General features: G+C 64.6%; 9 protein-coding genes. 4 read left to right on the plus strand and 5 right to left on the minus strand.

All coding sequences use genetic code 11. The annotated features are described in order from the left end of the window. Nucleotides 1-19: 19 nt before the first annotated feature. The 5 genes from HNQ95_RS06650 to HNQ95_RS06670 all read right to left on the minus strand — a co-directional run bounded on the left by HNQ95_RS06650 (nt 20) and on the right by HNQ95_RS06670 (nt 4,516). Complete coding sequence (locus HNQ95_RS06650) at nt 20-1,015, minus strand: DctP family TRAP transporter solute-binding subunit (protein ID WP_376769249.1); 996 nt, start codon at nt 1,013-1,015, stop codon at nt 20-22. Between the two features lie 30 nt (nt 1,016-1,045). Then, nucleotides 1,046-1,942 carry an NAD(P)-dependent oxidoreductase gene (locus HNQ95_RS06655; protein WP_182573605.1) on the minus strand — a complete coding sequence of 299 codons (897 nt, stop codon included), beginning with the start codon at nt 1,940-1,942 and terminating at the stop codon, nt 1,046-1,048. A gap of 21 nt (nt 1,943-1,963) precedes the next feature. After that, the gene (locus HNQ95_RS06660) at nt 1,964-2,272 is read right to left on the minus strand and encodes a putative quinol monooxygenase (RefSeq protein WP_182573604.1); all 309 of its coding nucleotides are present in this window, start codon (nt 2,270-2,272) and stop codon (nt 1,964-1,966) included. Between the two features lie 19 nt (nt 2,273-2,291). Beyond that, nucleotides 2,292-3,650 carry an NAD(P)H-dependent oxidoreductase gene (locus tag HNQ95_RS06665; protein ID WP_154387313.1) on the minus strand — a complete coding sequence of 453 codons (1,359 nt, stop codon included), beginning with the start codon at nt 3,648-3,650 and terminating at the stop codon, nt 2,292-2,294. Between the two features lie 494 nt (nt 3,651-4,144). Further along, nucleotides 4,145-4,516, minus strand: coding sequence for a nuclear transport factor 2 family protein (locus HNQ95_RS06670; RefSeq protein ID WP_182573603.1), 372 nt, complete (start codon nt 4,514-4,516; stop codon nt 4,145-4,147). Nucleotides 4,517-4,801: 285 nt separating this feature from the next. Here HNQ95_RS06670 and HNQ95_RS06675 point away from each other — a divergent pair, with 285 nt between their 5' ends. From HNQ95_RS06675 to HNQ95_RS06690, 4 genes are all read left to right on the plus strand, one after another. Further along, nucleotides 4,802-7,624, plus strand: a complete 2,823-nt coding sequence (locus tag HNQ95_RS06675) for an autotransporter family protein (protein WP_182585772.1) — start codon at nt 4,802-4,804, stop codon at nt 7,622-7,624. Between the two features lie 78 nt (nt 7,625-7,702). After that, complete coding sequence (locus HNQ95_RS06680; RefSeq protein WP_182573601.1) at nt 7,703-7,939, plus strand: hypothetical protein; 237 nt, start codon at nt 7,703-7,705, stop codon at nt 7,937-7,939. Nucleotides 7,940-8,311: 372 nt separating this feature from the next. Next, on the plus strand, nt 8,312-12,748 hold the full coding sequence (locus tag HNQ95_RS06685; RefSeq protein WP_182573600.1) for an NACHT domain-containing protein: 4,437 nt from the start codon (nt 8,312-8,314) through the stop codon (nt 12,746-12,748). A gap of 118 nt (nt 12,749-12,866) precedes the next feature. Next, a partial coding sequence (locus HNQ95_RS06690) for a transposase (RefSeq protein WP_182573599.1) occupies nt 12,867-13,063 on the plus strand: 197 nt, incomplete at its 3' end.

Genomic DNA, 13,063 nt, shown 5'->3' on the forward strand with positions numbered 1-13,063 from the left:
GCCGCCTTGGCGCCAGCTGTTACTTCTTGCCGACGAAGGCAACGCTCTTGTCGAAAAAGGCCTGGTCCTTCACCAGGCCGGCGAACACCGGATAGAGCTCCTTCGACACGGCGACGAAGGCGGCCTGCTGTTCCGGGGTCAGGCGATTGACCTTCATGCCATGGCCCTCCAGCTCCTTGAGGATCGTCTCGGCCTGGGCGGCGTCGTTGTCGGCCTTCCAGGCTTCCGTTTCCTTCGCCGCCTCGTTGATCGCCGCCTTTTCGGCGTCGCTCAGGGCGTCGAACTTGGCCGGGTTGATGCCGAGCACCCAGGAGTCGGCCATGTGGTTGGTCATCGAGACGAAGCCCTGGACTTCGTAGAACTTGGCCGCCAGCGGCACGCTGATCGGGTTTTCCTGGCCATCGACGACCTTGAGCTGCAAGGCGTTGTAGACTTCGGCGAAGGCCATCGGGGTCGGTGCGGCGCCCATCTTCTTGAAAAACTCGACCCAGAGCGGGTTGTTCGGCACGCGGAACTTCAGCCCGGTGAGATCGGCCGGCTTTTCGATCGGCAGCTTGGAGTTGGTCATCTGGCGGAACGGGCGGGTCCACAGGCTGAGGCCCTTGATGCCGATGCCGTTCAGGTCGGCGACCAGCTCCTGCCCCTGCTCGCCGGCCAGATAGGCGCGCAGCTGTGCCTCGTCGTCGAACAGATAGGGGATCGAAATCGCCGAAAACTTCGGATTGAAGTTGGCATAGAGCGATCCGGCAAGCACCAGCATGTCGAGCGAACCGCTGGCAAGCTGCTTGACCGCCGCCGAGGGGTCGCCGCCATAAAGCGTGCCGTTCGGAAACACCTTGATCGTCACCTCGCCCTTGGTCTTGGCCGCCACCAGTTCGGCGAACTTGTTGGCCGCAACGGTGATCTCGGCGGCATCCGGATCGGGCGTCGACAGCGTGAACGTCGTCGCTGCCTGGGCAACGCTTGCCGCAAGCATCGCGGCACCGGCAAGCAGGCCACGAATGGCTTTGTGCATGGTCATGTCATTTTCCTCCCTTGACAGATCTTAGAGGGCGCCAGCGCCCCCGGCTTGGTTCATGTTTTGCAATGTCAGAAAAACCGCACTGTGGTCGAGATCGCCGCCGCCCTCCTCGACGAGCCGGCGAAACAGCGCGTCGACCGTCTCGGCGATCGGCAATTGCAGCTTGAGCGCGCCGGCCAGTGCCAGCGCGGTGCCGGTATCCTTGAGCTGGTATTTCGCCGGTCCGCCCGGGATGAAATTGCCGTCGACCATGCGCTGGCCGTGCTGGCGCAACACCGTCGAGTCGGCGAAGCCGCCGAGCAGCGCCTCGCGCACCATGGCCGGATCGGCCCCGCCCCGCTCGGCCAGCACCAGGGCTTCGGCGACCGCACAGATGTTCGAGGCGACGATCAGCTGATTGGCGAGCTTGGCCAGCTGGCCTGTGCCTGCCGGGCCGATATGGGTGAGACGGCCCAGCGGCGCAAAGACATCGGCAAGCGCCGCAACCTCTTGCGCCGCGCCGCCGGCCATGATGGCCAACGAACCGTCGCGGGCGCCGGTCTCGCCGCCCGAAACCGGGGCGTCGATGTAACGGACGCCCCTTTCGGCCGCCTGCCCTGCCTGGCTGCGCGCGGTCTCCACCGGAATGGAGCTCATCACCACCAGCGTCGCGCCGGGGCGCATCGCCTCCAGCACACCGCCTGCAGCCAAGAGGACCTCGTCGCAGACCGGCCCCGAGCTCAGCATGCAGATGACCACGTCCGCCGCGCTGGCGGCGCCGGCCGGGCTACCGGCCAGCTCGACGCCTGCTGCGGCCAGTGCCGCGGCCTTGTCGGCCGTCCGGTTCCAGGCCGTCACCCGGAAACCCGCTTCGGCGAGCCGGCGGGCCATGTGGCCGCCCATGATGCCGGTGCCGACGAACCCGATATGCCTGTTGCCCATTGTGCTGCCTCCCCTCACCTTTTAGCCATTCTGCAAGGCGGCAAAACGGACGCCCGTTTCGTCGACGCCGAGCGTCTGCATCGCCGCCTGGAAGCGTTTGAGATGCGGTGTCTCAAGATGCGCTTCGAAGGCTGTGCGGTCGTCATAGACTTCGTAAAACACCACCGTCTCCTCCACGCCCTCGGGGCAGACCACGTCGAAGCGACGGCATCCCGCTTCGTCGGCAAGCGAATGCCGCGCGTCGTCCAGGGCAGCCTCGAGGAACGCTGCCCTGGCCGCCGGCCTGACCCGGAATTCCGGGATCACCACGAAAGGCAGGGCCTCGGCCATCGGCTTTCCCTCCCAACGATCAGGCGGCCACGCCCGGCTTCGGCGCGAAGCGGCTTTCCATGTCGCGGCGCAGCGCCACGACATCGAGATCGTCGACCAGTTCGACGTCGTCGAAGCTGACGATCTGGTCCTTTTTGATCGCGCGCTTCAGCCTGACATTGTGGGCAAGGCCGATCGGCAGGGCGCGATGGGCCAGGCTGCGCGTCGCTGGAATGGCATTGGCCCAGACCGCAAAACCGCCCTCGCCATCCAGCATCTCGCCCGGCTGCATGTCCTTCTTGGCGGTCGCCACCGCATCGCCGCGGAACTCCTTCGAGCAGCCGGTGGCTTCGCCGCGCAGCACGGCCGACAGCACGCTGATCGACGTCTCCAGGCCGATGATGTGGAACGGACGCCACATCGAGGCGTACCAGCCCGACGGGTCGGTCAGCAGGCCATACTGGTTGAAGCAGGCTTTTGAATATTCATTGTGCGCCTTGAAGGTGACGAAGACGCCGTAGCGGATGTTGTTGAACACTTCGCGGCCGTCCGGCTCCTGGCTGGCGGCGATGTCGACGAGACCGCTGCGGTCCATGCGACCGCCGTCGGCTGCCGGCCGGAACACTTTTGCCAGGTCGTGCAGGCCGGCCGGCGGGAAGGCCAGGCCATTGTCGGGGCAATCGAGGCCGGTGCCGTTGGCCACCGCAGCCATTTCGATCGCCGCCTTGGTGCCGTCGGTGAACGAGTTGTACATCTTCGGATTGAAGTCGCCCTTGGCGACATATTCCTCCGACCAGCCGAAGAAGCCCCAGACCGTATCGGGGGTCGAATAGCGGTAACGCGGCTCGAAATTCATGCCCTTGCCGGCAGCGGTCACCTCGAAGCCGGTGGCGCGGGCCCAGTCGACCAGCTCGCAGATCAGCGCCGGCTGGTCGCCATAGGCCATGGAGTAGACCAGTCCCTTGGCCGCCGCCTTCTGGGCCAGGATCGGCCCGACCATGACGTCGGCCTCGACATTGACCATGACGACATGCTTGTTCGCCTCGATGGCGGCAAGCGCGTGGCGGGTGCCGGCAATCGGATGGCCGGTCGCTTCGATGACGCATTCGATCTCGCCGCAGGCCAGGAGCCTGGCGACGTCGTCGGTAACGAAGGTCGTGCCGTTCTTGACCGCATCGGCGGCACTGGTCGCCGCAAAGCGCTCCTTCGGCCAGCCGACACGCTCGAGCGCGTCCCGCGCCTTGCCGACATTGAGGTCGGCAACCGCGACCATGTGGTAGCCGGGAATGCGCTGGGCCTGCGCCAGCACCATGGAGCCGAACTTGCCGGCGCCGATCAGTCCGACCCGAACCGGCTTGCCCGCGGCGGTGCGGGCGGCGAGAAGTGAGGCGAGATTCATGATGGAAGGTCCCTTTTGTTCGCGAGCGGTCGCGCGAAATCCATCCGTCGCCGCAGGCAGTCGGCCGCCAGGTGCAACAGGACGGAAACGCGCAACGATCCGGCGGCTGCGCCGGACGGTTGAAATTCCAGAATATGCTGGGAGGCTCCTCCCTCCAGGCCGGCGCAGGACTGACCGCGTTCCGACCCGTCCTGATTAGCGCGCTTGCCTGTTTAGCTCAATTTAGAACGAAAGCTCGTCTGTTTAGGCAGGCTACCAAATCAGCAGCTTGTTCCGGCGCAGCGAGGCAGTTCAGCGCGCAAGGTCGCACGCGCCAGCGTTTGCGGATCGCGGCGGCAGCGGCGGGCGGAGCAGCCGCCCACCGACCGGGCGTGTCCGCGGCAGCCCGCATCGTTGGCCATCGGCAGGCGCGTGGTCGTCCAGGCACTCGGGAGATCGCGTCGACCCGCCTGTTGCGGGTGGAGCGCAGCACGACGCCGGCCTTGGCCAAGGCTTCACTCCACGATCTTCCAGTAGGAGTCCTTGCGGATCACCTCGCCGTTGCGAAACGTGTAGAAGTCGCAGCCACGGACTTCCTTTCGAACCCCATCCGGTGTCGTGCCCGTCAGCGTCCATTTCGAGATGCCGGTTTCAGCCGCCGCATCGACGAAATGCTCTGTGTTGCCGTAGTGGACGTCAGGCAGCCCTTGAAAGCGCGATGCCAGTGCCTCCCGCACCTTCGGCTTGCCTTCGAAGCGTGCGCCCCACGGCGCATTGCCCCTCGGCATCTCCAGAACGCAATCGTCGGCAAACAGCGCGAGGATGCGATCGAGATCATGGGCGTTGAAAGCGTCGCTCAGTTCCGTCAACAGCGACCGGATATCCATGGCGCGTCTCCGACCTTCCAGAGCCCTGCCCTCTGTTCGCCAGGCAACGGCTCGGGCATGTCCTGATTATGTGCGGCTTCTGCGTCCGGCGCCATCCCCACGAACCCGACCTCTCGTCACAGCCCCTCTGCCCCACGACTTTATGCTCGTGCCGGCCGGCGCAGATTATCGAAGTTTTAACCATGATCCTCCCAACCTCGCTTGGTATTTGAATCATTTCGGTTTTCCATGTTGAAGCATCGCCGCCCGTTTGGGGCTTTCCAACTGTCCCGCCATTGCCTGCTTATGGTCGCAGCACCTTTGGCCTTGATGCTGGCGAGCGCGCCCGTGGCGGCGCAGCAGGTCATCCTCAGCGGCGACGTCGATCCTTCCGATCCGACTGTTATCACCAGCGCTGACGATCTGCAGATCGGCCGCACCGGCATCGGCGCCCTGACCATCCAGGATGGCGGCACGCTGACCAACAGGCAGGGCACGCTCGGCAGCGATATCGGCGGCAATGGCACTGTCATCGTCAGCGGGCGCGACGGCGCGGGCACTGCCTCCAGCTGGACCAACACGGATTTTCTCACTGTCGGCGGTCAGGGCAGCGGCACCCTCGACATTCTCGATGGCGGGGTGGTGACCGACAGCGGCGGCTTTGTCGGAGATGCGGCTGGCAGCACCGGTTCGGTTACGGTTTCCGGCCAGGGCTCATGGTGGAACAATCTCGGTGACGTCGTCATCGGCCAGTCCGGCGATGGAACGCTCGATGTTCTCGCCGGCGGGCGCGTCAGCAGCGCGTCGGGCTATGTCGGCGCCAGCCCCGGCAGCGTCGGTGTCGTCACCGTGTCGGGCGACGATGGCCAGGGCAACGCCTCGACCTGGACCCAGCAGAACGACCTCAATGTCGGCTATGAGGGCAGCGGCACATTGAATGTCGCCCAGGGCGGCCGCGTCGTGACCACAGGCCGCATCAACATCGGCACTTACGGCCAGGGCGAAATTGCCATCTCGGACGGCGCCACCGTCTCGAGCCACGACGCGATCGTCGGCGTCGCCGGCTATGGCGAGGCGCTGCTGACATCGGCCGGGTCCTGGACCATGACCGACCAGCTGACGGTCGGCCTGGGCGCCCAGGGCGTGCTGCGGATCGAGGGCGGCGCCCGGGTGAGCAGCAACCAGGGTTATGTCGGCGCCAATGCCGGTGGCGACGGCTCCGTCACCGTGACGGGTGCGGGGTCGAGCTGGGAGATGACCGGCTCCAATCTCAACTTGGGCAATTACGGCGTCGGCGCCATGACCATCGCAGACGGCGGCCGGGTTTTTGCGCAGGGCGGCGTCTATCTCGGCATGTCGGATGCGGCGGCAAGCGGCACGCTTGACGTGCTGGGCACCCCAGGTGCCCGCGGGGTCGTGGAAACCAGCGGCTTCCGCGGCGGCATGGGCACGGCACATCTCACGCTCGACGGCGGCATCATCCGCGCCATCGCCGACAACGCGACCTTCTTCCGCAACTACGGCGCTCAACAGATCAGCCTTGGCACAGCCGGCGGCATCGTCGACACCAATGGCCACGATATCGGCATCGCCCCCGAAATGACCGGCGCGGGCGGCCTGACCAAGGATGGCCTGGGCAGGCTGACGCTGAACGGCGCCAACAGCTATGCCGGCGGCACGACGGTTGCGTCAGGCCTGCTGGCCGCAGGCGCTGCCAACGTCTTCAGTGCCGGCTCGGCGCATATGGTTCTCGGCGGCGGCACGCTTGCGCTCGACGGCTTCGACCAGTCTGTCGCCTCGCTCAACAATGCCGGGCGGGTGACGTTCGGCGGCACACCGGGCACCACGCTGACGGTTGCCGGCGACTATACCGGTCATGGCGGCACGCTCGAGATCGCCACCGAACTCGGCACCGACACCGCGCCGACGGACCTGCTGGTCATCGGCGGCAACAGCATTCTCGGCAACGGCACCACGCTGGTCAGCGTCGTCAATGTCGGCGGCACAGGTGGCCTGACCACCGCCGACGGCATCCGCGTCATCCGGGTCGACGGCATCTCCGATGCGAGTGCCTTCGCGCTCGCCGGCCCGGCCATCGCCGGCGCCTATCGTTATGGCCTGTACCACAACGGCATTGCCGACCCCGCCGACGGCGACTGGTATCTGCGCTCGTCCGGCCTGGCGCCGACCTTGCCTGTTTACGAAACCTATCCGCAGCTGCTGCTCGGCATGGTCGAGCTGCCCACCCTCAAGCAGCGCGTCGGCGCCCGCTACGGCACGGCGCTGGACGGTGCCGCGCCGATCGGCGGCACGGCTTCGGGCGGCGCCGCGCCGGGCCCCATCTGGGCCCGCATCGAGGGCGCGCATGGCCGCGTCAAATCAGGTGGGTCGACCAGCGGCGGCACAGGCTTCGACACCACGGGCGCGCTGTTGCAGGCCGGCCTCGACGGCCAGCTGGCGGCCAACGCCCAGGGCATGTGGATAGGCGGGCTGACCGTGCAATATGGCCGCGCCGGCGCCGACATCTTCTCCGGCATCGGCGACGGATCCAACGCGACCACCAGCTACGGCATCGGGGCTACGCTGAGCTGGTTTGGCGAGAACGGCTTTTATGTCGACGGACAGGTGCAGATGGCCATGTTGCGCAGCGACCTCGATGCCACGGGCATCGGCAGGGTCGGCGACGACATTCACGGCAGCGGCCATGCGCTCAGCCTGGAGGCCGGCCGGAACATCGCGCTCGGCGACGGCTGGTCGCTGACGCCGCAGGCGCAGCTGGCCTGGTCGTCGGTCGACTTCGACAGCTTCACCGACCGCTTCGGCGCCGTCGTCTCTCTCAAGGACGGCGACAGCCTCAAGGGCCGCATCGGCATCGCCGCCAACCATGAAGCGGCCGGAATGCAGCTCCACGGCATCGCCAACCTGACCTACCAGTTCGGCGACGGCACAAGCGTCATGGTCTCAGGCCTCGACACGGCTTTTGCCGCGCAGCGTTTCGGCGCCGAACTCGGCTTGGGCGCAACCTATCGCTGGGCCGGCGGCACCCTGCACGGCGAGGCGCTGGCCTCCACCAGCTTCGCCGGCAGCTACGGCGTCAAGGGAACGGTGGGGTTTGCGATGAGTTTTTGAGCGGCGACGTCGGGTCGCGCTTCGGCCGACACCGGCCTGCATAATCTGTGGCACCCCAAAAATGCCGGCTTCAAGGAATTGCGCAGCGGGCTCAATCTCTATCATCTCAAGATGATCGACCCGGCCCGGCGCAGCGCGCGCCGCGACCTCCTCCTCGACCCGCACCGCCGCGACCAGGCCATCGGCTACCTCGCCGACGAAACCGGCGTGCAGCTCGAAGCGATACCGGCCGACCGGTCCTATCACCCGCCGCCCACCGACGACGGGGGGCTGTGGATGTTCGACGTCCAACGTAAGGGTGGGCTGGAGGGCTAGGGTTGTGCAGGTGTCATGAAGGATGCGGCGGGCGGGTGCCACCGGAACCTGCGGCGACATCGCAAAGCGGCCACTCATCGGGCCGGCGAGCCTCGAAGGCAATGCGCCGGGTTTCGCCATTCAGGGTGGGAAATGCTAGCTACGAAGGCGGCGGCTCCATCTCAAGGCCAGAAGTATCGATGCGTATGGAAAGAACCGGCTAAACGCAGTCGTGCTGCCCGAGACATCGATGCCTCGTCCCAGGTATCAACTACGTAGATCATATCATCACCGCTCGTGGACGAATGCATCGCCGGTAGTTAGATGATCAGTATCCGTTCAACGCAAGAATATGCCGCGCCCAGCTGCTCAGTAACAAGGTCGCTTCCTCAGATGGCTCTCCCCGACATCGACATGTACGAAATTCGCCAGCATCGCGGCAGCCAGGCAGACGCGTTCGAGGAGCTTTGCTGTCAGCTAGCCAACGAAGAGCCCATCAAAGATAAGATTCGCTTTGACCGGAAGGGTCGCGGAGGCGATGCCGGCGTAGAGTGCTTCGCCACGCTCGCAGACAGGTCGGAGGTCGGTTGGCAGGTCAAGTTTTACTCGAGCTTCGACAGCATGATCGGGTCGCTGGAAAAGTCGTTGACGACCGCGCTCAACAAGCATCCCGTGATGAACCGTTTCGTTGCCTGTTTCCCATTCGATCTCTCCGATTCCCGGAAAGAGGACGTCAAGACCGCGCTTTCGAAATGGGACGCATGGAAGGATGGAAGGATCGAGGCCGCCAAAGCAGCTGGCCGCACGATCACGATCGACCGGTGGGACGCGCATGAGATCAAGCTCAGGCTCACCGAAAGTAACATCCGGTCAGCGGGGCGCATAGCGTTCTGGTTCGACAAGGAGATGCTGACCGGCGAATGGCTCAGCAAGGCCTTCAACCGCGTCGTCGATAGCCTCGGCGAGCGCTACAGCCCCGAATGCCACATAGACCTTCCCGTCCGACGGACGATCCTTGCAACCCTCCGCGACCCTAGTGTATTCGACGAGCTGCTGGCCTTCGCCGCGAGGATCGAAGGTAGGCTTGAGAAGGTGCCCGCTACTGGCGACAGCGGAGCAAACAGCGCCGCGTTTGCCGCAGCCGCGGTGCTGCGGCAGGCGGGACTGGGGCGACCGGAACCGTTCCCCCTTGTCGACTTGACGGAATCGGTCGACAAGGCCGCCGAGTTGGCCTTGACTTGGCATGACAATCTTGAGCTCAAGCGCACTTCGATGGACAAGCCGGATCCCGAGGTCGCAGCTGTCTCCAACCTCGTCGGCGCGCTGCGCTCTGCGGGCCGCGGGCTGAGGTCCGATCGCTGGGCGTACCTCGATAGACGGGCGCTCCTGATCCTGGGCGAAGCCGGCACAGGCAAGTCTCATCTTCTTGCGGACGCATGCGCGCACCAGATTCAGCTAGACCGCCCCACTCTCATGATCCTCGGCGGCAAGCTGCCCGACGCCGAACCCTGGGGAGAGATCTTGCGGGATCTCGACCTGCCGAAACATTTGCAGGTGAAGCAGTTCCTTGGCGCGCTGAACGCGGCCGGTGAAGCGGCTGGCGTGCGTACCCTTGTCGCGATCGACGCTTTGAACGAAAAGAACGGGCAGTCGATCTGGCCGACGCGGCTACCCGGGCTCCTGAGTGACTTGCGCGAGTTTCCCTGGATCACCGTTGTTCTGTCGTGCCGGTCCACATACGCCGACGTCGTGATCCCATCCTCCCTGGACGAGAAGAAACTGCCTCGGATCGAACATCTTGGCTTCGACGACGAGGACGTCGTGCGCTATCTCGCCAAGCGTGGCATTAGTGTTCCTGAGACGCCGCGCCAACTCGACGAGCTTCGCAATCCGCTTTTCCTACGCATCGCGTGCGATGCGCTCAGGGCCGATGGCCAAGCGCTCATGCCTGACAGCCTTGTTGGCGTTTCCGCTGCACTGGAGCTATTCACCACTGAAGCATCGAAGCGGGTCGAAGCTACTCTAGGCGTCGCGCCAATGCGCAGGATCGCTCGAAAGGCGATTGCCGCGCTGGCGGAAGAGATGGCCAACGCTGGCCGCGGGCAGGTCGGCCACGCCCGTGCCGACGCGCTGATGCGGTCGATCCACGACGGCCAGGAAATGGCCCGTGACCTTCTATTCCAGCTAGCGAATGAGGGATTGCTGGCGATCGAACCTGACCCCTACTCGGTCGCGGGCGACGACGAAGTTGTCCGCTTCGCGTTCGAGCGCGTCGGCGATCATGCGATCGCGGCGAACCTGCTGGATCGAAGCGCGCAGCACGGGACGAACAAACTTTGCGAACCCGGATCGCCGCTCAATGCAACGCTGTCAGATGCCAGGTCAAGGATTGTGCCCGGCCTTCTCGAAGCGCTTGCAGTCCAGCTGCCGGAACGGTTCGAAGTCGAGCTTCCGGACCTCGCAGGATTGCCCAGCATCGGCTGGATCGATAATGCCTTCGCGAAAAGCCTACTTACCCGCTGCGCTTCGGCCTTCTGTGACCGAACTTGGCAGCTGGTTGAGGATAAGTGCGACAGCTATTTTCGATACGAGACGCTGATCGCGCTTGCGTCCGAGCCGGGTCACCCTTTCAATGTGAATTATCTCGACGCGCAACTCCGAACGTTCCGCATGCCGGAGCGCGACGCTGGGTGGAGCGCACATCTAGCGAGATCCGATCGAGCGAACCACCTTGTCAACTGGGCTTGGAACGCGGACCAGTCGCGCATCACGAAAGGCCGCGCCGAGCTTGCGGCGGTCCAACTCACATGGTTCCTGACGGCCACGCACCGACCGCTGCGCGACTGCGCGACTAAAGCGCTGGTCGTGCTGCTGGCGGGTCGCCCGGAACTGGCGGTCACGTTGTGGGACCGGTTCAAGGATGTCGACGACGGCTATGTGACGGAGCGCGTTGTCGCTTCGCTGTACGGCGCCGCGATGCAAGGGCGCTGGAAGCCGAACGCGCTGACTGCCGTCGCGCGCAAGCTATACGACGACCTGTTCGCCGACCGCTCGCCCCCGACCAACGAGTTGCTTCGCAATCACGCCCTCGGACTGATAGGCTACGCCCAGCACCACGGCGATCCAAGTGCCATCGATCCGGCAAACCTTGAACCTCCATTTAAGAGCCCCTGGCCGATCGATCATGTGTCCGATGAGACCATGGACACCTATTCGCAGGGTTGCGGCGAGAGCGGAAGATGGCGCGACCAGATAGTCAGCTCCTGCCTAGACGGCGACTTCGGCCGATACGTGCTCGATTACGCCGTGCAAGATTGGAGCCCGGCTCCGATCGGCACCGTCGAGCTGCCGACAGCACTCGGTCTGCGTCAAGAATGGTATGCCCAGTTCAGCGCTACGGCCACCAAGGAGATGAAGGATGCGCACGATGCGCTCGTCGCGACGATAGCCCAACAGAACCTCAACGGGACGTTCATCAATCGCGAGAAGCGCGACCATATCAACAAAGCCAAGGCAGCATTTCGAGCCCTCGTGGGGTCGGATGCCTTCGAGGAGTGGCGCGAGAAGGCAGAGTATTGGCGTGCCGAGGGCATGTATCAGAGCTTCGCGAGGCGCGGGCCCACTGAATTCAACCTTGCTTGGGCGCGGCGCTGGGTCGTGATGCGCGCCCACCAACTCGGTTGGACCGAAGATCTGCACGGCGCCTTTGACCAGGGCATCCGTAGCAGCCGCAGCAAGCATTCGCTCGAACGCATCGGCAAGAAATATCAATGGCTGGCGCTCTACGAGCTCGTTGCGCGGATGAGCGACAACCTGGCACGTCTGCCGGACCGGGGCGAGGACCGGCTCCGGCTGCGCAACCTGGATCCGTCCCTGCTCGTCACTCGCACCTCCGACGACGGATGGAAGCAGTTCGAGGTCAACGCGTTCTGGACGGGCACGCCACCGGGGCTACCGGCCAAAACGCCCGCGACAGCAATCGCGTGGCTCCACTCGGACGAAGACATTCTCGACGGGATCGACGTGGTCGCCGTGACCTCGCCTCACGACAACCGCGATTGGCTGGTCCTCACCGGCTTCGAGACTTGGCACGCATCTGCTTCACGGATCAGCACCGAAAGCTGGCGGCGTGTGTCATGCGTGGTGGTCGGGGCGAGCGACATCGGGAAGGCGATCAACATCATGTCGGGAAGCCATCTTACCGCGAACCACGATCTGCCGACCGCAATAGGGGGCGGATACCGCGTGCATCTAGGCGAGTTTCCGTGGCACACGCTCGACGAAAGTCATGACGACTGGATCGACGAATGGCGTCCCGATGGATCGTCCGAGCGATCCGGCGTCAAGATCCCGGCGCTCCCGACTACAGCGGAATACTCGGCGGAATCCGCCGGCTATGACGGGTCAATCAGCGACAACATAAATCTTCATTTACCTGCGCGCTGGATCATGGACGGATTGAATCTTCGGCTCACGGACGGCCAGTCGATCGTCTATCAAGATGGTACGGACATCGTGCGCTTCTGGGATCCGTCGGTAAGCGAGGCAGGACGAAGCGTTGCCCTTGTCGATCGAACCGCCTTCCTCGACCTGCTCAGGCGACAGGGGCTCGTTGCAATCTGGGCGATCGCCGGCGAAAAGAATGCCTATGGTGAAGGCCATGGCGATCGCTTTGGAGGCCGGTTCACCTTCACCCGCCTCTATCACTCGGACGGCGACCAGATACGGGAGCTGCCCCGCTTCCAAACCTACGACGAGCCCCACGAGGAGCAGCTTGCCGAATTCTTGGATGGCGGGGAAGAGGCGCCCGAGGAAGAAGAAGCCTGCTGAGCGAAATTCGCGTCGGGAGCTGTGCTGCCTGACCACGGTTCTAGGTCACATACCCATAAACGGGATTCCCATTTGGCATCGGTTGTGATTCCCTTCCTGCAATCAGCGGGAGGTGATCATGGCGCGTTTCGATCTGTCGGATTTCGAGTGGTCGGTGATCCAGCCTCTGCTTCCGACGAAGGTGCGCGGGGTGCCGCGCGCCGATGACCGCAAGGTGCTGAACGGCATCTTCTGGCGGCTTCGCACGGGTGCTCCCTGGGCCGACATTCCGACGCGCTACGGTCCGCACACGACCTGCGTCAACCGCTTCAACCG

The organism is Aminobacter ciceronei (genome assembly GCF_014138625.1).
GTDB classification, from domain to species: Bacteria; Pseudomonadota; Alphaproteobacteria; order Rhizobiales; family Rhizobiaceae; genus Aminobacter; species Aminobacter ciceronei.